The sequence below is a fragment of the Micromonospora sp. NPDC003816 genome, from assembly GCF_042874705.1.
GTDB lineage: Bacteria > Actinomycetota > Actinomycetes > Mycobacteriales > Micromonosporaceae > Micromonospora.
On the sequence record NZ_JBIANP010000006.1, the window covers coordinates 1 to 25,792 of the forward strand.

Sequence of the window (25,792 nt, forward strand, 5' to 3'; positions counted from 1 at the left end):
GGGGCGGCGGCGGCGCGGGGCGGCGTCGTGCCCCCCCCGCCTGGGTGGTTGTGGGGCGCGGTGGGGGGGGGGGGGGGGGGGGGGGGGGGGGGGGGGGGGGCCCCCCCCCCCCCCCCCGGTCGAAACGGGTGTCAGTGCTTCGTGTCGTCCTGCTCCGGATGCGCGAAGTTGAGGTGCTCCGGGGGCAGCGGGAAGGTCACGTCGTCGCCGAAGGGCGAGGGGGCCGCCGCCCGGTCGAAGGTGAGCTCCGTCAGCGGCAGCTTGCCGCTCGCGTCGACCGCCGGGGCGGTCGGCCGGGGCACCTCGCGGTGCCAGTTGACGCCCTGCTGGGCCTGCACCTCGGCGTCGGTGTCGTGGGAGCCGCCCGCGTGCGAGTGCACGCCGTGGCCGCTGGCGCTGGAGCGCACGGCGCCCGGGGTGTGTTCGCTGGTCACGCTGGTCTGAGGCACCTGACCCCTCCGGAAGATCTTGCTACCGAGCCATACGAGTGGATCATACCTGCGATCGACGACCCGTTCCTTCATGGGGATGATCCCGTTGTCGGTGATCTTGATGTGCTCGGGGCAGACCTCGGTGCAGCACTTGGTGATGTTGCAGAAGCCGAGACCCTGTTCCGTCTGCGCGTACTCCTTGCGGTCGGTCCTGGTGTCCAGCGGGTGCATGTCCAGCTCGGCGGCCCGGATGAAGTACCTCGGCCCGGAGAACGCCGGCTTGTTCTCGTCGTGGTCACGGATCACGTGGCAGACGTTCTGGCACAGGAAGCACTCGATGCACTTGCGGAACTCCTGCGAGCGCTCCACGTCGACCTGCTGCATCCGGTAGTCGCCGGGGGCCAGGTCGGCCGGGGGTGCGAAGGCCGGGGTCTCGCGCGCCTTCTCGTAGTTGAACGACACGTCGGTGACCAGGTCCCGGATCACCGGGAAGGTGCGCAGCGGCGTCACCGTGACCGTCTCGTTCTCCTCGAACGTCGACATCCGGGCCATGCAGCTGAGCTTCGGCATCCCGTTGATCTCCATCGAACAGGAGCCGCACTTGCCCGCCTTGCAGTTCCACCGGCACGCCAGGTCGGGCGCGTCGGTCGCCTGCAGGCGGTGGAGCACGTCGAGGACCACCTCGCCCTCGTTCACCTCGATGGCGTAGTCCTGCAGGTCACCCCCGTCGGCGTCACCCCGCCAGATCCGGAAGTTGCGCTTCGTACCCATTCCTCAGCTCTCCTTCCCGGCAGCGTCAGCGGCGGCGACGGCGTCGAACTCGGCCAGTTCCTCGTCGGTCAGGTACTTGGCCAGCTCCGCGCGGTCGAAGAGGCCGATCAGTTCGGTCCGCATCTTCGGCAGCGGCTTGCGCTCCAGCCGGACGGTGTCGCCCTCCAGCGAGCAGACCAGGTTGACCCGGCGCCACTGCGGATCCATCGTCGGGTGGTCCTCGCGGGTGTGGCCGCCGCGCGACTCGCGGCGTTCCAACGCCGCCTTGGCGGTGCACTCCGACACGACCAGCATGTTGCGCAGGTCCAGCGCGAGGTGCCAGCCGGGGTTGTAACGCCGGCCGCCGGAGGCGCTGACCTTCGCCACCCGCTCGCGCAGCTCGGCCAGCCGGACCAGCGCGTCCTCCAGTTCGGCCTCCCGCCGGATGATGCCGACCAGGTCGCCCATCACCGCCTGGAGGTCCTGCTGGAGGGTGTACGGGTTCTCGCCGGTGTCCCGGTGCAGCGGGGCCAGCGCGGTCTCCACCGCGTGCTCCACCGCCTCCACGGCCACCCGGGGGCGCCCGCCGAGCTGGTCGAGGTAGGTGGCCGCGTGGCCACCCGCGCGCTTGCCGAAGACCAGCAGGTCGGAGAGGGAGTTGCCGCCCAGCCGGTTCGAGCCGTGCATCCCGCCGGAGACCTCACCGGCGGCGAACAGGCCCCGCACCGATCCGTGCGCGGCACCGCTGTCCGGGTCGACCTCGATGCCGCCCATCACGTAGTGGCAGGTCGGGCCGACCTCCATCGGTTCCTTGGTGATGTCGACGTCGGCCAGTCCCTTGAACTGGTGGTGCATCGACGGCAGGCGGCGACGGATCTCCTCGGCCGGCAGTCGGGAGGCGATGTCCAGGTAGACGCCGCCGGCCGGGGTGCCCCGCCCCTCCTTGACCTCGGTGTTGATCGCCCGGGCCACCTCGTCGCGGGGCAGCAGCTCCGGCGGGCGCCGGTTGTTGTCCGGGTCGGTGTACCAGCGGTCCGCCTCCTCCTCGGTCTCCGCGTACTGCTTGCGGAAGACGTCGGGGACGTAGTCGAACATGAACCGCTTGCCCTCGGAGTTCTTGAGCACGCCGCCGTCACCGCGTACCGACTCGGTGACCAGGATGCCCTTGACCGAGACCGGCCAGACCATGCCGGTGGGGTGGAACTGGAGGAACTCCATGTTGATCAGGGTCGCCCCGGCACGCAGCGCCAGCGCGTGGCCGTCCCCGGTGTACTCCCACGAGTTCGAGGTGACCTTGTAGGAGCGACCGACGCCGCCGGTGGCGAGCACCACGGCGGGCGCCTCGAAGAGGACGAACTCCCCGGACTCCCGGTAGTAGCCGAACGCGCCGGCGACCCGGTCACCGTCGAGCAGCAGTTCGGTGATGGTGGTCTCGGCGAAGACCTTGATCCGGGCGTCGTACGAGCCGTGGTCGCGCTTGTCCTCCTGCTGCAGGGAGACGATCTTTTGCTGGAGGGTGCGGATCAGCTCCAGGCCGGTCCGGTCGCCGACGTGCGCCAACCGGGGGTACTCGTGGCCGCCGAAGTTGCGCTGCGAGATCTTGCCGTCCTTCGTACGGTCGAACAACGCCCCGTACGTCTCCAGCTCCCAGATCCGCTGCGGCGACTCCTTCGCGTGCAGCTCCGCCATCCGGAAGTTGTTCAGGAACTTGCCGCCGCGCATGGTGTCCCGGAAGTGCACCTGCCAGTTGTCCCGGCTGTTCACGTTCCCCATGGCCGCCGCGGCGCCGCCCTCGGCCATCACCGTGTGCGCCTTGCCGAACAGCGACTTGGAGATGATGGCGGTCTTCTTGCCGGCCAGCCGCGCCTCGATCGCCGCGCGCAGGCCGGCGCCGCCGGCCCCGATCACGACGACGTCGTAGTGGTGTCGCTCGATGCGGGTGGTGGTGCTCGGTCCGTGCTGAGGATTGGTCATGTCGGGGGCCCTTAGTTGATGAACCGCAGGTCGGAGATCCACCCGGCGGCGATCGACATGACGTAGAAGTCGGTCAGCGCCAACGTGCCGAGGGTGATCCAGGCGAGCTGCATGTGCCGGACGTTCAGCCAGGAGACGAAGCCCCAGGCCCGGTAGCGGACCGGATGCTTGGAGAAGTTCTTGAGCCGTCCGCCGATGATGTGCCGGCAGGAGTGGCAGGAGATGGTGTACGCCCAGAGCATCACCACGTTGCCGACCAGGATCAGGTTGCCCAGGCCGAAGCCGAAGCCCTCGGGACTGCGGAAGGCGGCGATCGCGTCCCAGGTATTGATCAACGAGATGATCGCGGCGAAGTAGAAGAAGTACCGGTGCGAGTTCTGCACGATCAGCGGGAACCGGGTCTCGCCGCCGTAGCTGGCGTGACCGTCGGGCACCGCGCAGGCCGGCGGCGAGAGCCAGAACGACCGGTAGTACGCCTTGCGGTAGTAGTAGCAGGTGAGCCGGAACAGCAGCAGGAACGGCAGGGTGAACGCGGCGTCCGGGATGATCCACCAGCCCGGCAGGTACTGCCCGAAGTGCGACGCCTCCGGAATGCACCGGTCGGTCACGCAGGGGGAGTAGAACGGGGTCAGGTAGTGGTACTCCTCGACCCAGTACCACCGGTGCATGAAGACCCGGACCGTCGCGTACGTGATCCATGCGCCGAGCCCGATGACGGTGATCAGTGGCGCGAGCCACCAACGGTCCGTACGCAACGTCTTCGCCGCGATGGCGGCACGTGCCCGCGCCCCCCGCGGTTTCGGTTTCGTTGCCGATGATGTCATTCGCGTCGTCTCCCTGACGGGGCCCTGTCACGGGCGGCGGAACACTTCCGGTCGGCAGGCGGACCGGTCATCCCGCGCCCACGTGCCACGTCATGCGCACACCAACGACCGCACCGGGTTTGTCGGCGCAGCTAAGTGACACACGTTACGCCGATCTAGGCGGGCCGTCCGCGCAAGGCAGTGTCCCGTGTGTCCCGAACTTTGGAAAGTCTCTCGCCATGATCAATATGTGAGCGTCCGAAAAAGATCGACAAACGGCCGATGAGCTGGTCAGCCGGACGCCCCGCCGGTGAAGTTCCACGCGGCCAACCGCAGCGACGGCGCCTCCCGCCAGACACCGTCGAAGCGGTCCGGCTGGCGTACCGCCCGGCGACCCACCTCCAGCACCCCGCCCGGCGCCAGCGCCCGGGGGTACGACTCGGTGAAGCGCAGGTCCCGGACCGCGCGGGTGACCCGACCCTCCTCGACCAGCCAGACCCCGTTACGGGTCAGCCCGGTCACCACGAGACTCTTCGGATCGAGCACCCGGGTGTACCAGAGGTCGCTGACCAGCAGGCCACGCCCCATCCGGGAGACCAGGGCCGCGGTGTCGGCGTCCGCCACCGCCCCGGTCGGCGGCACCGTCGCCCCGACCGTCTCCACCGCCTCGGCCCGACCGGACGGGACCAGCCGCAGGTTGCGCGGCATCGGACCGAACGTGGCGCTGCCGGGCGCGGCGTGACCGGTCGAGGTGGTGCCCGACTCGGCGGCGCTACGCCGGTCATGTGCCACCGCCGTGGTGGTGCCCGCGTCCACCAGGGTCACCGTGCCGGTCGGCGTGCCCTCCAGGTCGAACGGCAACCCGCTGGCGCCGAGCGGATCGTCGACGAGTGTCACCGCCGGGTCGAGCTGCGCCGTTCCGGGCTCGGCGAACGACTGCCGCTCGGCGTACCGCTTGCCGTTGAAGCCGTACCAGGCGAGGTTCTGCAACAGGTCCGCCACCGCGGCCGGCTCCAGCACCACCGGGTACCGCCCCGGCGCCAACTCGATCGGGTCCAGGGCCGCCCGCGCCTTCGCGGCGGCCCGTCGCCCGAGAGCGGCGCCGTCGAGGTCGGCCAGCCGGTCGACGCAGTGCCGGGCCATCCCGTCCGCGCCACCGGCCCGGGCGATCCCGTCCATCGCGGCCTCCGCCGTGCGACCCTGCGCCGAGTGTCCGGCCGAGTTGGCGAACGCCACCGACCGGTGGGCGGTGCGGCAGTAGCCGGCCGTCTCCAACCCGTCGGCCGCGTCGACGAAGGCCCGCACCAGATCGGCCCGCTCGTCCGGACCGGCGTCGGCGGTGGCGACGTCCCAGAGCGCCGGTGCCGGCATCGTCGTCGGCGGGGTCAGGCCGGGCCAGCCCCGGTCCGGCGGCGTGAAGCGGGTCGCCGCCACCACCCGCTCCACCAGCGCGCGCAACCCGTCGGTGCTGACCGCGCTGCCCACCCCGGTGGCGGTACGCCCCGCCAGGTGCAGCCGCAGCCGGACCTCCACGGCGGACTCGGCGACGTTCTGGTGGATCGCCGAGTTCGCGAACCGGGTCAACGCCAACTCGCCCCGGGACACCGTCACCTCGGCCTGGGCGTCCGTCCCGCCCAGCCGGGCGACCAACTCCACCACCCGCCCGGCCAGCTCCAGCTCGTTCATGACGCCACTCCGCTTCGCTGCGTGCCGTCATTTTGGCTGAGCTTGATGATTCGCTCGCTGCGCTCGTTCATGACGCCACTCCGCTTCGCTGCGTGCCGTCATGTCGGCTGAGTCTGACGATTCGCTCGCTCATGCGCGCACTCCTACCCGGACGCCGCGGAAGCGGGCCGGCGCCGCCGGATGGCCGGTGTGGCCGGTCTGTCCCGGCTGGCCCTTGCCGCAGTTCGGGGTGCCCCAGGGGACGATCTCGGAGGAGAGCATGTCCATCGAGCGCCAGAACTGCGGCCCGATGCCGGTGTACGTGGGATTGCGGACCATCCGCCCGCGCCGGCCGTTGCGGATCTCCCAGCCGATCTCGCAGCCGAACTGGAAGTTGAGCCGCTTGTCGTCGATCGACCAGGACCGGTTGACGTCCATCAGCACCCCCTCGTCGGTGGCGGCGACGATCTCCTCCAGGGTGTGCGGGCCGGGTTCCAGGCCCACGTTGGTCATCCGCACCATCGGCAGCCGGGCCCAGCCGTCGGCGCGTACGCTGCCGCCGTAGTCCAGGCCCGCGACGGCGGCCGAGTCCCGGCCGGCCAGCACGCCCACCCACCGCCCGTCCCGGACCGCGTCACGCCGGACCGCCGGTGAGCCCTCGTCGTCGTAGCCGAAGCTGCCCAGCGCGCCGGGGATGGTCGGGTCGATGGTGATGTTCATCAGGTCGGAGCCATAGCGCAGCGAGCCGAGCCGGTCGAGGTCCAGCCAGGACGTGCCGGCGAAGGCCGCCTCCCACCCGAGGATGCGGTCGAGTTCGATGGCGTGCCCGACCGACTCGTGGATCTGGAGCGCCAACTGCTCGCCGCCGAGGATCAGGTCGGTCTCGCCGGCCGGGCAGAGCGGCGCGGTCAGCAGCGCCCGGGACTCCTCCGCGATGCGGGCCGCGTGCGCGGTCAGGTCCAGTGAGTCGACCAGTTCCCAGCCGGTGGTGCCGTACTGCCCGCGATAGCTCGGCCAGGACCGGCGCTGCGTCTCGCCGTCGCCGACCGAGGTGGCCGAGATGCCCGCACCGCACTCGCGGATGTGCTGGTCGATGCGGTGGCCCTCGCTGGAGACGAACCACTTCGAGGTGTCCCAGACCTGGTAGAGGCCCTCGGTCAGGTCGGCGCCGTGCTCGGCCATCGTGCGGGTCGCCGCCACCAGCAGGTCACCCTTGGCGGCCAGCGAGACGCCGAGCGGATCCACCTCGCACGGCGAGGCCCAGGTCGCCGTGGTCGGCGTCGACGGCACCAGGTCCACCGGGGGGCCGGGCACCCGCGCGCTCGCGGCGGCGATCCGTGCCGCCCGCCGGCCGGCGTCACGGGCGGTCGCGTCGGAGACCTCGGGTACGGCGTGGAAGCCCCAGCTCGACCCGACCAGCGCGCGGACGCCCAGCCCGATGCTCTCGTCCTGGGTCAGTGCCTCCACCTCGCCGTTGCGGGCCGTCATCGACTCGTAGCGCCGGTGCATCACGCGGACGTCCGCGTACCTGGCGCCGGCGTCCAGCGCGGCCTGCACGGCGACCTCGGCCGCGTCGAACTCGGTCATCCCCGCACCCCGTCGTGCTCGCTCATGGGCCGACCCTAGGCCAGCCGACCGACGTACGCGCGACGGACGGCTCGTGCCGTGCCGGGCCCTGAGATGTAAGGAGGGGTCCCCTGCTATGCACGAGGCGTTAGTAAGGTGCCCTTCCTTACACGGACAGGTGGGTGCGGAGGAAGTCGAGTTCCAGGCGCAGGAGGCGCTCGGCGAGCCCACCGGCGGCCATGTGCGTCGCACCGGTCAGCGGCAGCACCGAGTGCGGTCGGCCGGCGGCCAGCAGCGCGGCCGAGAACCGCAGCGTGTGCGCGGCCACCACGTTGTCGTCCACCATGCCGTGCACCAGCAGCAGCGGCCGGGCCTGCGCCGGGTCGGTGGGCGGCTCGGCGGCCGCCTCCACCAGCGAGTGATGGGCGTACACGTCCGGGCCGTCGTCGGGCAGGCCGAGATAACGCTCGGTGTACGCGGTGTCGTAGAGGGCCCAGTCGGTCACCGGCGCGCCGGCGATCCCGCACTTGAACAGCTCGGGGTGGCGCAGCACCGCGAGCCCGGCCAGCCAGCCGCCGAACGACCAGCCGCGTACCCCGACCCGGGACAGGTCCAGGTCCGGGTGCTTGTCGGCGAGCGCGGTCAGCGCCTCCACCTGGTCGAGCAGGATCACGTCGGCGAGCCGCCGGTGGATGGCCTTCTCGAACGACGGCGCGATGCCGGGCGTACCCCGGTTGTCGACCACCACCACCGCGAAGCCGGCGTCGGCCCACCACTGCCGTTCCAGCCAGGCCGCGCGGGTGGCGACCACCTCCTGGTGCCCCGGCCCGCCGTACACGTCGAGCAGCACCGGCAGCCGACGGCCGGTGACGTGGTTGTCCGGGTAGAGCACGGCCGAGGGCAGGCGTCGGTCGGTGACCCGTTCCAGCAGCGGCAGCGGGGAGTAGCGGGGCGTGGCCGCCAGCGACCGGAGCACGGCCACCTCGCGGTCGCCCTGCCGGACCGTCCACCGCACACCCGGGTGGTCGAGCGAGGCGACGCCGACGACCAGCACGTCCCCGCCGACCGCACCGTGGTGCCATCCCGCGTCGCTGGTCAGGCGGCGGGCGTCGACGCCGCCGCCGATGCTGGTGCGGACCCGGAACAGGTGCTGCTCGCTCGGTTCGCCGTCGCTCGCCTCGACCAGCAGGTCCGCCGGCCCGGTGCCGGTGGCCAGCCGGCCCACCACCCGGCGGACGTAGAGCGAGGGCGGGGTGAGCAGGGTGCCGTCGGCGAAGAGGCACCGCGCGTCGTACCCGTCGTGGGCGAGTTCGCCGCCGACCAGCACCCGCCCGTCCGGCAGGTGTGCGGGCGTACCGGCGATCGGCTCCACCCAGCGCGGGTCGGCCAGTTCGGCGTGCACCTGGGTCTCGCCGGTGCGCGGGTCGACGGCGAGCACCAGCCCGTGCTGCTGCGCGCGGCGCAGCACGGTGACCAGCGGAGCACCCTCGGCCCAGTGCACCGCGGTCAGGTACGGGTAGGTCTCCCGGTCCCAGTGCACGTCCACCCAGCCGCCGTCGAGGTCCAACAGGTGCAGGCTGACCTCCGCGTTGGGTCCACCGGCCACCGGGTACGCGACGCTGACCGGCGGGCTCGCCGGCTGCGACGGGTCGTGCAGGTGCCAGCGGGGCAGCCGGGACTCGTCGACCCGGGCGGCCAGCACCGACCGGCCGTCCGGTGCCCACCAGTAGCCACGGTGTCGGTCGAACTCCTCCGCCGCGATGTGCTCGGCCAGCCCCCACAGCACCCCGGAGTCCTCGCCGGCCAGGATCGTGTCGGTGCCGTCGACGTCGACGATCCGCAGTTCGCCCCGGCGTACCCCCTCGGCGGCGTCGGTGACGTACGCGAGCCGTTGGCCGGTCGGGTCCGGCCGGGGATCGAGGACCGGGCCGGCGGCCGGCACCTCGATCACGTCGCCGTGCACCAGGTCGGCCCGGAACAGCCGACCGGCCAGTGCGAACACCGCCACCCGGCCGGCGGCGTCCAGGGCGTACGCGCCGATGCCGGCGGCGGAGAGCCGCAGCCGCTCCCGTCGGGCCCGTTCGCCGGGGCTGAGCGCGGCCGGGTCGGCGTCCTCGCCGAGCAGCGCGACCGGGTCGGCGACCAGGTGTTCCTCGCCGCTCGCCACGTCCAGCTGCCAGAGCGCGTCGGCCGGGTTCTCCGGCCCCGCGGAACGCAGGAAGACCACCCGGGCCCCGTCGTCGGCCACGGAGACGGCGCGCGGCGCCCCGTGGCTGAACCGGCGGGTGCGGGCGGCCAGCTCGGGAAAGTCCACAGGCCAGATCGTATGCGGCGGCCGAGCGCGATGTGCCGGACCCGAGCGGACGCGTCGGGGCTGATCGGCGAGAACCGCCGGTTAGAGTGACCCTCGTGACGACGCTGCCCGACCGCCGCCTGTTGCTGGTCCACGCGCACCCCGACGACGAGTCCATCGGCACCGGTTCGACCATGGCGCACTACGCCGCCACCGGGGCCCACGTCACCCTGGTCACCTGCACACTCGGCGAGGAGGGCGAGATCCACGTGCCGGAGCTGGTCGGGCTCGCCGCCGCCGAGGCCGACCAGCTCGGCGGGTTCCGGATCGCCGAGCTGGCCGCCGCCTGCGCCGAGCTCGGCGTGACCGACCACCGCTTCCTCGGTGGCGCCGGACGCTACCGCGACTCGGGGATGATGGGCCTGGCCACCAACGACCACCCGCGCGCCTTCTGGCAGGCCGACCTGGACGAGGCCGCCGGCCAGCTGCTGGAGGTGATCCGGGAGGTACGCCCGCAGGTGGTGATCACCTACGACGGGAACGGCTTCTACGGCCACCCCGACCACATCCAGGCGCACCGGGTGGCGATGCGGGCCGTCGAGCTGGCCGCCGCCTGCGGGATCGCCCCGGCGAAGGTCTACTGGACGGCCATGCCGCAGAGCGTCCTGGAGGCCGGGATGACGCACTTCGAGGAGTCCTCGGACAACCCCTTCGCCGGCATCGAGAACGCCACCGACCTGCCCTTCTGCACGCCGGACAAGGACATCGCGGCGCGGATCGACGCGACCGAGCAGCACGCCGCGAAGGAGGCGGCGATGCGGGCGCACGCCACCCAGATCCCGGCCACCTCCTGGCTCTACTCGATCGCCGGCAACTTCGGCGCCGAGTTCATGGGCGTGGAGTACTTCACCCTCGCGGTGGGCGCGAAGGGACCGGGCAGCGGCCCGTACGGCTGGGAGTCGGACCTGTTCGCCGGGCTGGAGACCGCCGACGACCCGGATCGCACACCGGTCGGTACGGCCGGTCTCCGGTGACCGTGCCCACCGCGATGTCGGTCGCCCCGCCCGGACACCAGCCGCCACCGCCCGCGCGGGCCTGGCGGCGACCCGTGGACCTCGGCCTGCGGGCGCTCGGCGGGGTGGTCGCCCTGGTCGCCGGGGCGGTGACGGCGGTGCTGGAGTTGCTGCTCGCCCCGCTGCGGGTCGGTGGGTACCTGATCGGGGCGGCGGTGCTGGTGGCCGTGCTCGCGAACATCGTGCTGAGCTGGTTCGCCATGGAGACGGTGGGGTCCCGGTGGGCGGTGGTGCTGCCGGCGCTGCCGTGGGTCGTGATCATGGTGGCGGCGGCCGACCGGACCACCGAGGGCGACGTGCTGCTGGTCGGCAACTGGGTGGGGCTCACGTTGGTGGTGGCCGGGTCGATGACCTTCGCGGTGATGGCGTTCCGGTCGATCCTCGCGCCGAACCCGCCGTCCAGGCGGTACTGACGCCACCCCGTCCCGGGTGATAGACATTCCTGCCAGGAGGCCCGCCACCGGGGCGGGCGGTACGGCGGGAGGCGTGCGATGGGGCAGCGGTGGCGCGCGATCGGAGTGCTCGCGATCGCGTTGTTCGCGGTCAACGTGGTCGCCCGACTGGTGATCCGGTTCGGCTTCGACGGTGACGAGGCCGCCGCCGACCGGGTGACCCTCGGGATGTTCGCGGTGATCGGGTTGATCCTGGCCGGGATGGCCTACTCGTGGGGCCAGTCGCGTCCGGTGGCCCAGTGGGGCCCCGAGCTGGCCGGCGCGATCGGCATCGCGCTCGCGCTGACCATGTTCGTCGGGCCGCTGCTGGTGGGCCGGAGCCCGTTCGCCGACGGCAGCGCCACCTTCTTCTGGCAGGTCGTGCTCTACCTCGTCGCGACCACCGTCGGCACGATCCTGGGTTACCTGCTGCTCACCACGCTGGGCCGCGACCACCGGTCGCAGAGCCTCCAGGAGTACGCCGAGAGCGGCTCGGGCAAGCCGCGTCGCAGCGTGCGTCGCTGACCGGGTACGCCCGGCACGGGCCGCGCCGTCAGCTCGGGGCGATCCGGCTCCGGTAGGTGTGGTGGGTGGTGAAGCCCAGCGTCCGGTAGAGCGTCACGGCGGGCACGTTGTGCTGTTCGACCTGGAGGAACACGTCGGTGGCGCCGGCCGTGCCGGCCCACTCGGCGAGCGCGCCGATGACGGCCACGGCCACCCCTCGGCGGCGGGCCTCGGGCAGCACCTCGATCAGGGACAGTCCGAGCCAGCGGCCCGCGCCGGTGACGGTGCCCCGGCCGACCCCGACCAGCGTGTCCCCGTCGTACGCGTGCGCGAAGCGGACCTGTCCGACGGCGGTGAGCACGTGCCGGGCGGCGGCCGGCAGCCCGCCCTTGCGGCCGGCGGCCACCGTGAGCCAGTCGTCCGTCGGCGCGGCGGCCAGTTCGACGGCGGGTCCGGCGGCGGTGGCCGCGCGGGTAACCCGGCCGTCGGGTGCGGTCAGGGCGGCCAGCGGCACGGTCTGCACCAGCACCAGCGGGCGGCTCTCCCAGCCGCGCAGGTCGAGTTCGGCGCCGACCGGTGCGGCCAGCGGCAACGGCGTGTTGACGATCGCCGGCCGGCCCCGTTCGGCGTACCAGCGCTCGACCGCGTCGAGTGCGGCCGGCAGCGGCCGGTCGGGGTCGCCGACCGGCAGCGCGGAGTTGGCGCGGCCGGTCCAGCCGTCGGCGGAGCGCAGCAGCCAGTCGCCGAGCCGACCCCGGACGGGCGCCGGCCACGCCTCGTCGGCGGCGAGTTCCAGCTCGACCACGGCGTCGGCGGTGGGCCGGCGGGTCGGCGGGACCCGTTTGGCGCGGTGCACCTCGGCGATCGGTACGCGCAGCCGACCCTGCCGGGTGGTCATCGTGAGGTGGGTCTCGGTCAGCTCGACCAGCTCGCCGAGGGCGTCGGTGAACACCGGCCGACCGGCGCGTGAGCCCACGATCCGCCGGACCACGATCCGGTGTCCCACATCCTGCTCTCGGAGCACGATCGACCTCCTCCCCGGCGAGATACTAGGCTCTTACCGTCGCGTGTGATCGCGACGAGTCTTGCGGAGGAGAAGACCGGTGACCTACATCATCGCCGAGCCGTGCGTGGATGTGCTCGACAAGGCATGCATCGAGGAATGCCCGGTCGACTGCATTTACGAGGGCAACCGGATGCTCTACATCCACCCCGACGAGTGCGTCGACTGTGGTGCCTGTGAGCCTGTGTGCCCGGTCGAGGCGATCTTCTACGAGGACGACGTCCCCGAGCAGTGGAAGGACTACACCGGCGCAAACTACGAGTTCTTCGAGGACCTGGGCTCGCCCGGGGGTGCCTCAAAGGTCGGCAAGGTGGAGAAGGACGCCACCTTCGTCGCCGCGCAGCCGCCGCGCGGCGAGGGGCACTGAACGCCCCCGCGCCGGTCTCGTCGCGGCTGCCCGAGTTCACCTGGGACACGCTGGACGCCGCGGCGACCCTGGCCGCGGCGCATCCGGACGGCCTGATCAACCTCTCCATGGGCACGCCGGTCGATCCGGTGCCCGAGGTGATCCGGCGTGCGCTGGCCGAGGCGTCGGACGCACCGGGGTACCCGCTCACCGCCGGTACCCCGGACCTGCGTGCGGCGATCACGGCCTGGGTGGCCCGGTCCTGCGGGGCGGGCGTCGACGGGCTCGGGGTGCTGCCGACGATCGGGTCGAAGGAGCTGGTCGCCTGGTTGCCGACCCTGCTGGGGCTGGGGCCGGGTGACGTCGTGGTGGTGCCGTCGGTGGCCTACCCCACCTACGAGGACGGGGCCCGGCTGGCCGGGGCCACCACGGTCCGCGCCGACTCGCTGACCGCGGTCGGTCCGACCTCCCGGGTACGCCTGGTCTGGGTCAACTCGCCGGGCAACCCGACCGGCCGGGTGCTGCCCGCCGCCCACCTGCGCAAGGTGGTGGACTGGGCACGGGAGCGTGGCGCCGTGGTCGCCAGCGACGAGTGTTACCTGCCGCTGGGCTGGGACGCCGAGCCGGTCTCGGTGCTCTCGCCGGAGGTCTGCGGCGGCTCGTACGACTCGGTGCTGGCCGTGCACTCGCTCTCCAAGCGGTCCAACCTCGCCGGGTACCGGGCGGGGTTCGTGGCCGGTGACCCCGCTCTGGTGGCCGAGCTGCTCAAGATCCGCAAGCACGCGGGGATGATCGTGCCCAAGCCGGTGCAGTCGGCGATGGTGGCCGCGCTGCACGACGAGGAGCACGCCACCGCGCAGCGGGAGCGTTACCGGGCGCGCCGGGAGGCCCTGCGGGCCGCGTTCACCGGGGCCGGGTTCACCGTCGAGCACTCCGAGGCGGGGCTCTACCTCTGGCTGACCCGGGGCGAGGACTGCTGGGACACGGTCGACTGGCTGGCCCGGCGCGGCATCCTGGTCGCCGCCGGTGTCTTCTACGGGCCCACCGCCGGGCAGTACGTCCGGGTGGCGCTGACCGAGTCCGACGAGCGGGTCGCCGCCGTCGCCGCCCGCCTCGCCGGCCCCTGATGCGCGCGGCGGTGGTCGGCACCGGCCTGATCGGCGGGTCGGTGCTGCTCCGGCTGCACGCCGCCGGGCTGGACGTGACGGGCTGGGACCCGGACGACGCGACCCGCCGCCAGGCCCGGCTGGCCGGCGTACCCACCTCCGAGCGGCTGACCGACGCGGTGGCCGGCCGGGACGTGGTGTTCCTCGGCGGGCCGCTGCCGACCCTGCCGGAGACCCTGGTCGAGGTGGCCGCGGCGACCGGGCCGGACTGCCTGCTCACCGACGTCGGCAGCACCAAGGCCGAGCTGGCCGCATTCGCCGCGACCCGGGGCCTGACCCACCGCTTCGTGCCCGGTCATCCGATGGCCGGCACCGACCGGGCCGGTCTCGGTGCGGCCCGGCCCGAGCTGTTCGTGGGCGCCGCCTGGGTGCTCTGTCCCGCGCCGGACGGGCTGGGCGCGTTCCGCCGGCTGGCCGCCCTGGTCACCGAGGTGATCGGGGCCCGGGTGGTGCCGATGGCGGCGGACCGGCACGACGCCGTGGTCGCGCTCTCCTCGCACGTGCCGCACCTGCTCGCCGGTGCCCTGGCCGGTGCCGCCCAGCGCTCGCCGCTGCGCGACGCCGTGCTGACGCTGGCCGCCGGCAGCTTCCGCGACGGCACCCGGGTCGCCGGCACCCCGGCCCCGCGCACCGCGAACATGCTGCGCGGCAACCGTGAGCAGGTGCTGGCCGCCCTGGCCGAGGTCACCGCCTACCTCGACGAGCTGACCGAGGCGCTGCGAGCCGTCGACGGTGACGCGCTCACCGCCCGGTACGCCGAGGCGGGTGCCGCCCGGGTCGCCCTCGCCGGACGGCCGTACCAACCGACGGTCCGCCCGTTCCCGGTCGACGGTGAGGCCACCGCCGAGGTCGCCTGGCTGACCGGGCTGGGCGCGGCGGGCGGTCACCTCAGCGGGTGCCGGGTCCTCGACGAGGTGGTCTCGTACACTGCGCAGCTCCCGCAGGCCGGCTGATCCGTCGGGCGGGACGCATCGGTGGGCGCGGTACGTGAGCCGCCGCTAGGGTGAGGGCATGGTGGACGGACCGGTGGTGACCGTACGCGGTGAGGCGTACCGGGAAGTCGCTCCGGAGGAGGCCCGGTTCGCGGTGACCGCGCTCGCGCGCGACCGGGAGCGCGAGCCCACGCTGACCCGGCTGGCCGAGCGGGCCGCCGCGATCCGGGTGCTGCTCGACTCGTACGGGCCGACGATCGACCGCCGCGAGACCGGCGACCTGCGGGTGCGGCCCGAGACACGACGGTCCGGCGAGCGGGTGGTGGCCTGGCACGGCTCGGTGGTGACCACGGTGACGGTCAGCGACTTCACCGCGCTCGGCGAACTGATGCTGCGGCTGGCCGACCAGGACCAGGTGGCGGTCGCCGGGCCCTGGTGGTCGCTGCGGCCGGACAGCCCGGCCTACCGGGAGGCCCGGCATGCCGCGATCGCCGATGCCCTGCTGCGCGCCCGCGAGTACGCCGAGGCGCTCGACGCGCGGGTCACCGACCTGATCGAGCTTGCCGACGAGGGCGGCGGGCAGCCGATGATGGCCCGGATGTCGTTCGACGCCGGTGGGGTCGAGTCGACCGCCGTGCCGGAGTTGGAGCTCGATCCGCAACCACAGTCGGTGCACGCGGCGGTGCGGGCCCGGTTCGCGATCACCCGGCCGGTCCTGTCCTGATGACCGAGGCCCGGGTGCTGCCCGTCGACGAGTTGGTGCGGCGGGCCCGCGCCCTGGCCGACGCGGGTCCCCGGCAACTGCTCGGCATCACCGGCGCACCCGGTGCGGGCAAGTCCACGCTGGCCGCCGAGGTGGTCGCGGCGATCGGTGCGTCCGCCCGGCTGGTGCCGATGGACGGATTCCACCTGGCCCAGGCCGAGTTGCACCGGCTGGGCCGCGCCGCCCGCAAGGGGGCGATCGACACCTTCGACGCCAACGGGTACGTCTCGCTGATGCGCCGCCTGCGGCGCAAGGAGCCGACGTCGGTCTGGGCGCCGGAGTTCCGCCGGGAGCTGGAGGAACCGATCGCGGGCGCGATCGAGGTGCCGCCGGAGGTCCGGCTGGTGGTGACCGAGGGCAACTACCTGCTCGTGCCGGACTGGCCGTGGGACGAGATGCGGGCGTTGCTGCACGAGGCGTGGTTCCTGGATCTCGACGGCGACCTGCGACGGCGTCGGCTCGTGGCCCGGCACGTCGGGTACGGCCGGTCGGCCGAGGAGGCGCGCGCCTGGGCGCTGGGCAGCGACGAGGTCAACGCCGCGCTGGTGGCCGAGACCGCCGTCCGGGCCGACCTGGTGGTCCGGCTAGCCGACCCCCCTCCGGGGTGACGGCACGGCCCGACGCAGCATCCACGCCACCCGGGACCGTTCCCGCTGGAACTCGGCCGCCTCCGGGTATCCGCTGTGGCTGCGGATCGGCGGGTCGGCCACCTCGCCGTCGCTGGGGTGCAGTGCCTCCGGGTCGGTGACCGCGATGTCGCGTTCCCCGGCGGTGACCGGCCAGCCGAGCGGGTCGGTGTCCCGCCAGAAGTTCGTCCACCGGGTTCCGGCCGAGGGGCGGGTCAGTGCCCGGGTCAGCACCGGCAGCCGGTCCGGGCCGAAGTACGCCGGGAAGATCCGGCCGTAGAGCCGCGTGAGCTGGCACCCGTAGGAGAAGAACCAGATCCGTTGCCGCCAGCGTTGCGGTATCTGGAGGATGACGGCGGTGCAGATGACGGTGCCCTGGCTGTGTCCGGAGAGGATGATGCCGTCCACCCGGCGGGGATCGTGTTCGGTCAGGGCGAGCAGCCCGGCGGTGCGGGTGAGTAGTTCCGGCACGGCCCGTTCGGCGTAGCTCGGTGGGGCGAGCGGGTGCGCGGCGCGCGGCCAGAACGTGCCGACGTCCCAGACCACGCCGACCGACCGCCGGACCGTGTCGTTGCGGTAGACCAGCAGACCGACCGCGGCGATCGCCAGTGGCAGCCAGCCGAGCAGTCGGTCACCGACGTCGGCGACGACCCCGATGACGGTGCCGGTGGTGCCCGAGGTGAGATCGTGCGGGCGGGCGGGGGAGAGCACGACCATGCAGCCGAGCGCGGCGAGTGTCCCCGCGGTGCCCGCGTACCAGCCGATCAGGCGCAGTGCGTGTTCGCCGACCAGGCGGTGCAGGGCCTTGTGGGTGCTGACGTCCCGGGCGCGGCGCAGGTCGTGCGCGGAGAGACCGCCTTCTGCCCGCAGCTCGTCGTACTCCTGTCGGCGCAGTCGGCGGAACAGCACGACGGCACGGATCGCGACCAGGGCGAGCAGCAGCAGTGCCATGCCGAAGACCAGACCGGACCAGGTCACCGGGACCGGCGGCACCACCGGGGGACGTCCGCTGTCGGTGGCGTCCCGGTTCAGCAGGTCGCTGACCCAGTAGAGCAGGCCGGTGCTGTACGCGAGGCAGAGCAGCCACCCGAATCCGGCGATGACGGCCGGGCCGCGACCACGCCAGGCCAGGTCCGTGTAGGGCCCGAGGGGCTGGGTCACGTCGCTGGGTCGGGTACGCGGCATCAGCAGGCCGGCTGCGGCGAGGAGCAGCAGTGCCGGGACGACCTGCCACACCGCGAGCGGTGCCGGCGGCAGGAACGGCAACCAGCCCTGGCACCAGGCGGCGCCGACGGTGATCAGCACCGTGGCGGCGGCCGGTGTGGCACCGCCGCGCCGCCCGGAGCGGGCGGTCGCGCCGATCGCGATGAGGAGCAGCAGTTGGCCGGTGCCGAGCCAGGCGAGGACCCGGTCGAAGCCGGGCAGGGACCGGTCCTCCTGGCAGCCCGGCAGTGACGACGCGTCGCCGCATCCGGCGGGTGGGCGGAGGGTGGCCAGCTGTGCCGCACCGCCCGCGCTGTCCGGCAGCATCAGCACCAGGACGGTGCCGACCAGCCCGAGGCCGGTGAGGACGATGACGGTGACGCTCCACGGGCCGAGCGGCGTCGCCCCGTCGCGCCGGGTCAGGAACGGCCGGCCGATCGCCACCACCGTGATCACGACGACCGCGACGAGCAACGCCACGGTGGGCCAGGCGATGACCGCCCGGGCTCCGTGCGGTGGGTGCAGGGCGAGGGTGGTACCGAGCGGGACGGCGACGGCGGCCACCGTACCGGTGCAGAGGTGCAGGACGGCGGCGCGGCGGAGCTGCCCCTCGCCCCACCAGAAGGTGGGATCTTCGAGTGGGTTGGCGAGCGGGCCCCGGGGTGGCTCGGGCGGCGACGGCGGCTCCTGTTCCGGCTGGCCGTCGGGCAGGTTGGCATCGGCCGGTCCGGGTGGCTGGCGGACCGGCGGATCGGTCGGGTCGGCGGGCATCACCGCCTCGTACTGGTAGGTCCGCCAGGCGACCAGGCCGAGCACCACGATCAGGGCGAGCGGCACGAGCAGTCCGACCGCGAGCGCGCGGCTGCCCCGCTGCCACCAGGGGTCGGCGAGGAACTGCCAGGGCCCCGGGATCCGGCCCAGGCAACTGTCGTCGACGCACTGCCAGCCGATGAGGTCGACGCCGACGCCGGTGAGCGCCAGCACGGGTGTGGCCGTCAGCGTCAGGCAGAACAGTCGGATCAGCCAGGCGGTGATCCCGGACCGGCTGGCGAACCGTTCGCTGGTCGGGTCGGCCGGGATGCCGGGCCGGGCGTGCAGCGCCACGTTGGCCAGGGTGAAGGGCAGCAGCAGCGTCCACAGGGCCCGCTCCACGTCGCGCGCGGTCCGCGCGCCCGAGGTCAACTGCCCCCAGCTGTACGCCTCGACCACGATCGGGTCGCCCGTCGAGGTGCCGGGGGAGCGGTAGAAGCCGGTCACTGGTCCTCCGGCGACCAGTCGCGGCGGAGCGGGCTCGGTGCCCGGTTCGGTGGGCACACCCAGGGTCTCGGCCGGCGGCGTGTTCGACACGCCGTGTACGCGCAGTTCGAGGATCCGACCGCTCATGGCACGCCTCCCGGTGACGACTCTGTAACCCAGAGTGCCTGAACTGTGGAGGGAGTGCCATCCACCGCGAGGATGTTTTCGCAGGTAGGAACGTTTTTCGCGGAGATTGGTCCGGTCCGGACGGTGACCGAGTGTGCGCGGGCTATTGGTCCAGTTGGCGGACCGGGCGGGCCGGGTTGCCGACGGCGACGACGTTGGCGGGCAGGTCCTTGGTCACCACGGCACCCGCGCCGACCACCGTGTTCTCCCCGACGGTGACACCGGCCAGGACGATCGCCCCGCCGCCCAGCCAGACGTTGTCGCCGATGGTGATCGGCTTGGCCGCCTCCCACTTCGCCCGGCGCTGCTCCGGGTCCACCGGGTGGGTCGGGGTGAGCAGTTGCACGTTCGGGCCGACCTGCACGTCCGCGCCGATCGTGATCGGTGCGACGTCGAGGAAGACCGCGTTGAAGTTCACGAAGCTGCGTGGCCCGATCCGGATGTGGTAGCCGTAGTCGCAGTAGAACGGCGGGCGGATCCAGGTGTCCTCGCCGAGTTCACCGAGCAGTTCCCGCAGGGCGGCGAGCCGGGCGTCGGGGTCGTCGGCGGGGCTGGTGTTGACGCGTTCCATCAGTCGGGCGGCGCGTTGGAGGTCGGCGAGGATCTCCGGCCCCTCGGCGAGGTACGGCTCTCCGGCCAGCATGCGTTCCTTCATGGATGCCACCCGCACGATCATGCCGTCATCCGCGACGCGCTGGTATCGACTTCGTCGAATTCTTGACTCCTTTGTGCATACTCGGTATGCAATCCTGGCAGGTGTCGATGTGACTCACATCGATAAGACACTCCAGAAGGAGGGTTCGGTTGCCTCGCAAAAGCAGACTGACCGCCATCGGGCTGGTGCTGGGCCTCGTGCTCGGCGCACCGGGCACGGCCACCGCCGGTCCGTCCCCCACCGCCGCACCGGGGTCCACCCCGTCGCCCGCCGCCCGTGCGGCGTCGGCCGGGAACACGACCGTCACCCTGATCACCGGTGACCGCGTCACGGTGAGCCCCTCCGGTGCGGCGAGCGTGCGCCCGGCCGAGGGCCGCTCGGGAATCCGCTTCCTCACCCAACGCCGGCAGGACCACCTCTGGGTGGTGCCGCAGGACGCCCTGCCACTGATCCAGGCGGGCCGCGTCGACCGGCGTCTCTTCGACGTGACCGGGTTGATCGCCGCCGGCTACGACGACCGCCACCGCAGCGACCTGCCGCTGCTGATGACGTACCCGGAGGGCGCCGCGCGGCGGACCGGGGTGCCCGACGGGGTGACCGTCACCCGTGACCTGGCCGCCATCGGTGGCGTCGCGGCCACCCTGGACAAGCAGGAGTCGAATCGGCTCTGGGCCGCCCTGGCCGGTGGCAGCGCGCGGATCGACGCGGCGGGGGGTGTCGAGCGGCTCTGGCTCGACGGCAGGCGACACCTGACTCTGGAGCACAGCGTGCCGCAGATCGGCGCGCCCGCCGCCCACCAGGCCGGCTTCACCGGTCGGGGCGTACGGGTGGCGGTGCTGGACACCGGCGTCGACGCCGCGCACCCCGACCTGGTCGGGCGGGTCGGCGCGGCGGAGAACTTCACCGAGGAGGAGAACCCCGGCGACATCGTCGGCCACGGGACCCACGTCGCGTCGATCATCGCCGGCAGTGGCGCCGCATCCGACGGCCGGAACCGAGGGGTCGCCCCGGACGCGACGCTGCTCGACGGCAAGGTCTGCGAGGAGTACGGCTGCCCCGACTCCGCCATCCTGGCCGGGATGCAGTGGGCCGCCGTCGACCAGCAGGCCGACGTGATCAACCTGAGCCTGGGCGGGACGGACAGCCCGCAGGTCGACCCGTTGGAGCTGGCGGTCGACACGCTGACCGCGCAGACCGGGGCGCTCTTCGTGATCTCGGCCGGCAACAGCGGCCGGGCCGGTTCGGTCGGTTCACCCGCCAGCGCGGACTCCGCACTCGCCGTCGGGGCCGTCGACCGGGACGACGACCTCGCCTTCTTCTCCAGCCAGGGTCCGCGAGTCGGCGACGACGCGCTGAAGCCGGACATCACCGCGCCGGGAGTGGACATCGTCGCCGCCCGGGGCGAGGGCACGCTGCTCGGCGATCCGGTCGGCGAACAGTACGTGTCGCTCTCCGGCACCTCGATGTCCGCGCCGCACGTCGCCGGTGCGGCGGCACTGCTCGCCCAGCAGCGCGGCGACGCCACGGCAGCCCAGCTCAAGGCCACCCTGATGTCCTCCGCCGCGCCGCATCCGGAGCTGACCGCCTATCAGCAGGGCGCCGGACGGGTCGACGTGGCGAGGGCGATCACCCAGCAGGTGACCAGTGACCCGGCGAGCGTCTCGTTCGGCCGCACGCTCTGGCCGCACGCCGACGACGAGCCGATCACCCGCGAGGTGAGCTGGCACAACACCGGGAGCACCGCGCTCACCCTGGACCTCGTCCTCGACGTCACCGGCCCGGACGGGACGCCCGCACCGGCCGGCATGTTCACGCTGAGCACGAGCAGCGTCGTGGTGCCCGCAGGCGGCACGGCGTCCGCCACCGTCACCACCGACACCAGCGTGGACGGCCCGGACGGTCACTACACCGGCCGGATCGTGGCCCGTGCCGGCGACACCGTGGCCCTCACCCCGTTGGCGGTCCACAAGGAGGTGGAGAGCTACACCGTGACGGTGCGGCACCTCGGGTCCGACGGTACGCCGACGGAGGACTACAGCACCTCACTGCTGGGCCTGGACGACTTCGTCGACTACTTCGCGTACGACCAGTCGGGCACCGCCGAGGTCCGCGTGCCCAAGGGCCGGTACGGGTTGAACAGCTACCTGTTCGACATGGAGACCGAGGAGTCCGCGTTCCTCGTCCAGCCGGAGCTGGCCGTCACGAGGGACACCACGGTCACCGTCGACGCCCGCCGGGCGAAGCCGGTGCGGATGACCGTGCCGCAACGGTCGGCGACTCCGGCCCTGGTGGACATCAGCGCGAACTTCCTCCTGGACGATGGCGGCGCCAGCTACGGCCTGCTCGCCTTCGACTTCACCGGCATCAGCACCGGGCAGCTCGGCCGACCCGTCTCGCCGAAGAGGTTCCTCGGCACGGTGGGCAGTCAGTGGGCCGACGTGGAGGCGGAGAGCAGCTCCTACCTCTATGCCCTGGCGGAGAGCGTCCCGGGTCGGATGCCGACCGGGCTGATCCGGAACTACCGCAAGCGTGACCTGGCCACCGTCACGCAGAAGTTCCGCAGCGGGTACCCGGACACCGTCGCCGAACGGGCCGTCTATCCGGTCCACGAGGTGAACGTCGGCGGCTGGGCGATCATCCTGCCCACCGAGGCCCCCGGCAGCCGGGTCGAGTACTACAACACCAAGGGCATCCGCTGGAACGGTGACCTGACCTTCGGCGTACCGTCCGACGACGGGTGGCCGGTCGGGGTGGCCCTCCTCTTCTCGGACCCGACGGCCTACCGGGCGGGGAAGAAGTACGAGGACACCTGGAACAGCGCTCCCTACGGGCCGTCGTTCGCGGTGCCGCAGTGGCCGGGGGAGGGGCTCACCCGGCGGGGTGACGTGATCAGCCTGGCGGTGCCGCTGCACGGGGACGCCGCGGGGCACCACGGGGCTTCGGTGGCGGACACCTCGCGTACCGCGCTCTACCGCAACGGCAAGCTGGTCGGCGAGAGCCCGGACAACGGCTGGGGTGACTTCGAGGTGCCGGCCGGGACGGCGACGTACCGGATGGAGACCTCGGTGAGGCGCAGCTTCACCGACCTGAGCACGGAGGTCGCCGCCGCCTGGACGTTCCGGTCCCGGCACGTCCGGGGCGACGATCCGGTGGCGTTGCCCGCCTCGGCGATCAGGTTCACGCCTCGGCTCGACGGGGCGCACACCGCCCCGGCCGGCCGGTCCTTCGTGATCCCGGTCCAGGTGCAGCGGCAGCCCGGTGCGCCGTCGGCGCGGACCACCTCGGTGACCGTCGAGGTCTCCTACGACGGTGGCCGGACCTGGCAGCGGGCCCGGGTGAAGAAGGCCGGCAGCGGCTGGAAGGCCACCGTGCAGCATCCGAAGGGCAACGGCCACGTGTCCCTGCGGGCCGCCGCCCGGGACAGCGACGGCAACACGGTGACCCAGCGGATCATCCAGGCGTACCGCCTGAAGTGATCACGCCGGTGGTGCCGGCACCGTCGGCACCGATGTAAGGAGGGGTCCCCTGCTATGCACCAGGCGTTAGCAGGGGACCCTTCCTTGCACGAGTCCGCGCGGAGGCGTCAGTCGTTCGCGTGCAGGGCGGCGTTCAGGGTGATGCCCTGACCGGTACGCGGCCGGGCCTCCAGCCCACCCGTGATCGAGTTGCGCCAGAACAGCAGCCCGTCGACTCCGGACAGCTCGCGGGCCTTGACCACCCGGCCGTCCGGCAGGGCGAGCTTCGAGGCGGCGGTGATGTAGCACCCCGCCTCGACCACACAGTCGTCGCCCAGCGAGATGCCGACACCCGCGTTCGCCCCGATCAGGCTGCGCTCGCCGATGCGGACCCTGTCGGTGCCGCCGCCGGAGAGCGTGCCCATGATGGAGGCGCCGCCGCCGATGTCGGAACCGTCGCCGACGACAACGCCCTGCACGATCCGGCCCTCGACCATGGAGGTGCCGAGCGTGCCGGCGTTGAAGTTGACGAAGCCCTCGTGCATCACGGTGGTGCCGGAGGCGAGGTGGGCGCCGAGGCGGACCCGGTCGGCGTCGGCGATCCGGACACCCGAGGGCACCACGTAGTCGGTCATCCGGGGGAACTTGTCCACCCCGTACACGGCCAGGTGACGGCCGGCGGCCCGCTCGATGACGCGCAGCTCGTCGACCCGCTCCGGCGGGCACGGGCCGGCGGAGGTCCAGGCCACGTTGGCCAGCTTGCCGAAGACGCCGTCGAGGTTGAGCTCGTTGGGCCGCACCAGGCGGTGGGAGAGCAGGTGCAGTCGCAGGTACGCGTCACTGGCGTCCTTGATCGGGTCGTCCAGCGAGCCGATCACGGTGATCACCTGGACGGTACGCAGACCCGGCAGGGCCCGGTCGCCGATCGCACCCGGCGGAAGGTCCAGCACGTCTGCCTGGTCCTCGCCGGGGACCAACGGCAGCTCGCCGAGGCCCAGCTTGCCGGTCGGATACCAGGTGTCGAGCACCTGGTCGTCGGCGGTCACGGTGGCCAGGCCGATGCCCCACGCGGATTCTGTGGACGTCACTTACTCACCTCTCGCTCGCATGCTGCGCTGGCTGCTGCTCGCGACTGCGGGGTGCGCGAGCTCACTCCTCGCGCGTCGTCGAAGGGCTCGCGGGCTCGCGTCTCGCGGTCGCCGGTTGTGACGGTACCGTGCGGACCATGGAGAACCCGCTTACCCCCGAGGTCCTCGCCGATCCGGTGGCGTTGACCCGCGCCCTGGTCGACATCGAGTCGGTCTCGCTCAACGAGAAGGCCATCGCCGACTGCGTCGAGGAGGTGCTGCGGAAGCTGCCCCACCTGGCCACCTACCGGCACGGGAACACGGTGATGGCGCGTACCGACCTGGGGCGGGCGTCCCGGGTGGTGTTGGCCGGTCACCTGGACACCGTGCCGTTGAACAACAACTTCCCGTCCACGCTGCGCGGCGACCTGATGTACGGCTGCGGCACCTCGGACATGAAGTCCGGGGTGGCCTTCGCGCTGCACCTCGCGGCCACCCTGCCCGACCCGCGCTACGACGTGACGTACTTCTTCTACGAGGCCGAGGAGATCGAGTCCCGGTACAACGGCCTGCGGCTGGTGGCCGAGGCGTACCCGGAGTGGTTGACGGCCGACTTCGCCCTGCTGCTCGAACCGACGCACGGGATCGTCGAGGCGGGCTGCCAGGGCACCATGCGGGCGAGGGCGGTCACCACCGGCGTACGGGCCCACTCGGCGCGCGCCTGGCACGGCGTCAACGCGATCCACGGTGCCGGTGAGATCCTGCGGCGGCTGTCGGAGTACCAGGCGCGGCGGGTGACCATCGACGGGTGTGACTACCGCGAGGGTATGAACGCGGTGCGGATCAACGGTGGGGTGGCCGGCAACGTGGTCCCGGACCGGTGCGAGATCGAGGTCAACTACCGTTTCGCGCCGGACCGTACGCCGGCCGAGGCGGAGGCGCACCTGCGCGAGGTGCTCGCCGGGTACGAGGTGACGGTGACCGACTGCGCGCCCGGTGCGCTGCCCGGCCTGGAGGCCCCACCCGCCCAGGAGTTCCTGGCGGCGGTGGGTGCCGCCCCGATCGGCAAGCTGGGGTGGACCGACGTGGCCCGCTTCGCGGCGATGGGGATCCCGGCGCTCAACTTCGGTCCGGGTGATCCCAATCTCGCCCACCACCCGGACGAGCACGTCGAGATCGGCAAGATCCGTGACGGTGCCGCCACGCTGCACCGCTGGCTCGCCTCCGCCTGACCCTGCGGACTCGCGCGTCCGGTCGTGCGGGCGGCGGTGCGGTGCCGCCGCGCCCGCCCGGGTGACCGGCGCGCGGGGCTCAGGCGCAGGGTGTCCAGGCCCCGCGCTACACGCGGGTGAGCGCCGTGTCGGAAGCGGGCTCCGCGGGCGGTTCGGGCGGGTCTTCGAGCAGCCGGGTACGGCGGCGCTCGGCCACCACGTCGCGGATGCGTCGCTGCATCTGACGCCTCATCCGGATCCGTTCGTTGCTACTGATCACGCTGTCTCCTCCCCCGAAGCCTGCGCGCCGGGCATACCCGGTATGTGAATAGTAAGACGTACGGGAAAGCGAATTGGTTGCACAAGATCACGAAGTGTTTGCCGGGCGCCCCG

General features: G+C 72.6%; 21 protein-coding genes. 10 read left to right on the forward strand and 11 right to left on the reverse strand.

From position 1 onward, the window contains the following. Positions 1 to 131: 131 nt before the first annotated feature. From ACFYTT_RS19955 to ACFYTT_RS19980, 6 genes are all read right to left on the reverse strand, one after another. Positions 132 to 1,202 (reverse strand): succinate dehydrogenase/fumarate reductase iron-sulfur subunit, encoded by a 1,071-nt coding sequence (locus ACFYTT_RS19955; RefSeq protein WP_387261031.1) that lies wholly within the window; start codon positions 1,200 to 1,202, stop codon positions 132 to 134. A 3-nt stretch (positions 1,203 to 1,205) separates the two neighbouring features. Further along, on the reverse strand, positions 1,206 to 3,155 hold the full coding sequence (locus ACFYTT_RS19960) for a fumarate reductase/succinate dehydrogenase flavoprotein subunit (protein WP_131052710.1): 1,950 nt from the start codon (positions 3,153 to 3,155) through the stop codon (positions 1,206 to 1,208). An 11-nt stretch (positions 3,156 to 3,166) separates the two neighbouring features. Beyond that, complete coding sequence (locus tag ACFYTT_RS19965) at positions 3,167 to 3,979, reverse strand: hypothetical protein (RefSeq protein ID WP_131052709.1); 813 nt, start codon at positions 3,977 to 3,979, stop codon at positions 3,167 to 3,169. Between the two features lie 270 nt (positions 3,980 to 4,249). Beyond that, positions 4,250 to 5,644 (reverse strand): TldD/PmbA family protein, encoded by a 1,395-nt coding sequence (locus ACFYTT_RS19970; RefSeq protein ID WP_387261034.1) that lies wholly within the window; start codon positions 5,642 to 5,644, stop codon positions 4,250 to 4,252. Positions 5,645 to 5,773: 129 nt separating this feature from the next. Then, positions 5,774 to 7,210 (reverse strand): TldD/PmbA family protein, encoded by a 1,437-nt coding sequence (locus tag ACFYTT_RS19975; RefSeq protein ID WP_176095178.1) that lies wholly within the window; start codon positions 7,208 to 7,210, stop codon positions 5,774 to 5,776. A gap of 145 nt (positions 7,211 to 7,355) precedes the next feature. After that, the gene (locus tag ACFYTT_RS19980) at positions 7,356 to 9,503 is read right to left on the reverse strand and encodes a prolyl oligopeptidase family serine peptidase (RefSeq protein WP_176095177.1); all 2,148 of its coding nucleotides are present in this window, start codon (positions 9,501 to 9,503) and stop codon (positions 7,356 to 7,358) included. An 86-nt stretch (positions 9,504 to 9,589) separates the two neighbouring features. Here ACFYTT_RS19980 and mshB point away from each other — a divergent pair, with 86 nt between their 5' ends. From mshB to ACFYTT_RS19995, 3 genes are all read left to right on the forward strand, one after another. Continuing rightward, positions 9,590 to 10,516, forward strand: coding sequence for an N-acetyl-1-D-myo-inositol-2-amino-2-deoxy-alpha-D-glucopyranoside deacetylase (mshB, locus tag ACFYTT_RS19985; RefSeq protein ID WP_387261037.1), 927 nt, complete (start codon positions 9,590 to 9,592; stop codon positions 10,514 to 10,516). A 14-nt stretch (positions 10,517 to 10,530) separates the two neighbouring features. Then, positions 10,531 to 10,968 carry a hypothetical protein gene (locus ACFYTT_RS19990; RefSeq protein ID WP_131056371.1) on the forward strand — a complete coding sequence of 146 codons (438 nt, stop codon included), beginning with the start codon at positions 10,531 to 10,533 and terminating at the stop codon, positions 10,966 to 10,968. A gap of 78 nt (positions 10,969 to 11,046) precedes the next feature. Beyond that, the gene (locus ACFYTT_RS19995; protein WP_131056368.1) at positions 11,047 to 11,511 is read left to right on the forward strand and encodes a hypothetical protein; all 465 of its coding nucleotides are present in this window, start codon (positions 11,047 to 11,049) and stop codon (positions 11,509 to 11,511) included. A 28-nt stretch (positions 11,512 to 11,539) separates the two neighbouring features. On the opposite strand, the gene ACFYTT_RS20000 is transcribed toward ACFYTT_RS19995, so the two are convergent. Then, positions 11,540 to 12,514, reverse strand: a complete 975-nt coding sequence (locus ACFYTT_RS20000) for a GNAT family N-acetyltransferase (protein WP_387261040.1) — start codon at positions 12,512 to 12,514, stop codon at positions 11,540 to 11,542. 79 nt (positions 12,515 to 12,593) lie between these two features. Between ACFYTT_RS20000 and fdxA the strand changes: the two genes are divergently transcribed. Genes fdxA through ACFYTT_RS20025 form a run of 5 tightly spaced genes read left to right on the forward strand, consistent with a single transcriptional unit; the run spans position 12,594 to position 16,368 of the window. Continuing rightward, positions 12,594 to 12,920: a ferredoxin gene (fdxA, locus tag ACFYTT_RS20005; RefSeq protein WP_030490464.1), complete on the forward strand. Its 327-nt coding sequence runs from the start codon at positions 12,594 to 12,596 to the stop codon at positions 12,918 to 12,920. Continuing rightward, entirely contained in the window at positions 12,917 to 14,026 is a 1,110-nt protein-coding gene (gene dapC / locus ACFYTT_RS20010; RefSeq protein WP_387261645.1) for a succinyldiaminopimelate transaminase, read from the forward strand. The genes fdxA and dapC overlap by 4 nt, the downstream gene beginning before the upstream one ends. Continuing rightward, a complete protein-coding gene (locus ACFYTT_RS20015; RefSeq protein ID WP_387261043.1) occupies positions 14,026 to 15,018 on the forward strand; it encodes a prephenate dehydrogenase in 993 nt (330 codons plus the stop codon). The genes dapC and ACFYTT_RS20015 overlap by 1 nt, the downstream gene beginning before the upstream one ends. A gap of 58 nt (positions 15,019 to 15,076) precedes the next feature. Then, on the forward strand, positions 15,077 to 15,721 hold the full coding sequence (locus ACFYTT_RS20020) for an SIMPL domain-containing protein (RefSeq protein ID WP_131057043.1): 645 nt from the start codon (positions 15,077 to 15,079) through the stop codon (positions 15,719 to 15,721). After that, complete coding sequence (locus tag ACFYTT_RS20025) at positions 15,721 to 16,368, forward strand: nucleoside/nucleotide kinase family protein (protein WP_131057041.1); 648 nt, start codon at positions 15,721 to 15,723, stop codon at positions 16,366 to 16,368. Before ACFYTT_RS20020 ends, ACFYTT_RS20025 begins: the two co-directional genes overlap by 1 nt. On the opposite strand, the gene ACFYTT_RS20030 is transcribed toward ACFYTT_RS20025, so the two are convergent. Beyond that, positions 16,345 to 18,972: a hypothetical protein gene (locus ACFYTT_RS20030; RefSeq protein ID WP_387261046.1), complete on the reverse strand. Its 2,628-nt coding sequence runs from the start codon at positions 18,970 to 18,972 to the stop codon at positions 16,345 to 16,347. The genes ACFYTT_RS20025 and ACFYTT_RS20030 overlap by 24 nt on opposite strands. Positions 18,973 to 19,114: 142 nt before the next feature. Next, a complete protein-coding gene (locus ACFYTT_RS20035) occupies positions 19,115 to 19,675 on the reverse strand; it encodes a sugar O-acetyltransferase (RefSeq protein ID WP_131054901.1) in 561 nt (186 codons plus the stop codon). A 140-nt stretch (positions 19,676 to 19,815) separates the two neighbouring features. Here ACFYTT_RS20035 and ACFYTT_RS20040 point away from each other — a divergent pair, with 140 nt between their 5' ends. Continuing rightward, positions 19,816 to 23,142 carry a S8 family serine peptidase gene (locus tag ACFYTT_RS20040; protein ID WP_387261050.1) on the forward strand — a complete coding sequence of 1,109 codons (3,327 nt, stop codon included), beginning with the start codon at positions 19,816 to 19,818 and terminating at the stop codon, positions 23,140 to 23,142. Between the two features lie 107 nt (positions 23,143 to 23,249). Here the strand turns inward: ACFYTT_RS20040 and dapD are convergent, their stop codons facing one another. Continuing rightward, positions 23,250 to 24,209 (reverse strand): 2,3,4,5-tetrahydropyridine-2,6-dicarboxylate N-succinyltransferase, encoded by a 960-nt coding sequence (gene dapD, locus ACFYTT_RS20045; protein WP_357210588.1) that lies wholly within the window; start codon positions 24,207 to 24,209, stop codon positions 23,250 to 23,252. A gap of 137 nt (positions 24,210 to 24,346) precedes the next feature. On the opposite strand from dapD, the gene dapE reads away from it, so the two are divergent. Beyond that, positions 24,347 to 25,420, forward strand: a complete 1,074-nt coding sequence (gene dapE / locus ACFYTT_RS20050) for a succinyl-diaminopimelate desuccinylase (protein ID WP_131054898.1) — start codon at positions 24,347 to 24,349, stop codon at positions 25,418 to 25,420. A gap of 106 nt (positions 25,421 to 25,526) precedes the next feature. Here dapE and ACFYTT_RS20055 read toward each other — a convergent pair whose 3' ends face one another. Then, positions 25,527 to 25,679, reverse strand: a complete 153-nt coding sequence (locus ACFYTT_RS20055) for a hypothetical protein (protein ID WP_162854397.1) — start codon at positions 25,677 to 25,679, stop codon at positions 25,527 to 25,529. Positions 25,680 to 25,792 lie beyond the last annotated feature (113 nt).

Excerpts from the sequence above, each read along its gene's own strand:
- ACFYTT_RS19955 (WP_387261031.1), bottom strand. The coding sequence starts at position 1,202 with ATGGGTACGAAGCGCAACTTCCGGATCTGGCGGGGTGACGCCGACGGG.
- ACFYTT_RS19960 (WP_131052710.1), bottom strand. The coding sequence starts at position 3,155 with ATGACCAATCCTCAGCACGGACCGAGCACCACCACCCGCATCGAGCGA.
- ACFYTT_RS19965 (WP_131052709.1), bottom strand. The coding sequence starts at position 3,979 with ATGACATCATCGGCAACGAAACCGAAACCGCGGGGGGCGCGGGCACGT.
- ACFYTT_RS19970 (WP_387261034.1), bottom strand. The coding sequence starts at position 5,644 with ATGAACGAGCTGGAGCTGGCCGGGCGGGTGGTGGAGTTGGTCGCCCGG.
- ACFYTT_RS19975 (WP_176095178.1), bottom strand. The coding sequence starts at position 7,210 with ATGACCGAGTTCGACGCGGCCGAGGTCGCCGTGCAGGCCGCGCTGGAC.
- ACFYTT_RS19990 (WP_131056371.1), top strand. The coding sequence starts at position 10,531 with ATGTCGGTCGCCCCGCCCGGACACCAGCCGCCACCGCCCGCGCGGGCC.
- ACFYTT_RS19995 (WP_131056368.1), top strand. The coding sequence starts at position 11,047 with ATGGGGCAGCGGTGGCGCGCGATCGGAGTGCTCGCGATCGCGTTGTTC.
- ACFYTT_RS20015 (WP_387261043.1), top strand. The coding sequence starts at position 14,026 with ATGCGCGCGGCGGTGGTCGGCACCGGCCTGATCGGCGGGTCGGTGCTG.
- ACFYTT_RS20020 (WP_131057043.1), top strand. The coding sequence starts at position 15,077 with ATGGTGGACGGACCGGTGGTGACCGTACGCGGTGAGGCGTACCGGGAA.
- ACFYTT_RS20025 (WP_131057041.1), top strand. The coding sequence starts at position 15,721 with ATGACCGAGGCCCGGGTGCTGCCCGTCGACGAGTTGGTGCGGCGGGCC.
- ACFYTT_RS20030 (WP_387261046.1), bottom strand. The coding sequence starts at position 18,972 with ATGAGCGGTCGGATCCTCGAACTGCGCGTACACGGCGTGTCGAACACG.
- dapE (WP_131054898.1), top strand. The coding sequence starts at position 24,347 with ATGGAGAACCCGCTTACCCCCGAGGTCCTCGCCGATCCGGTGGCGTTG.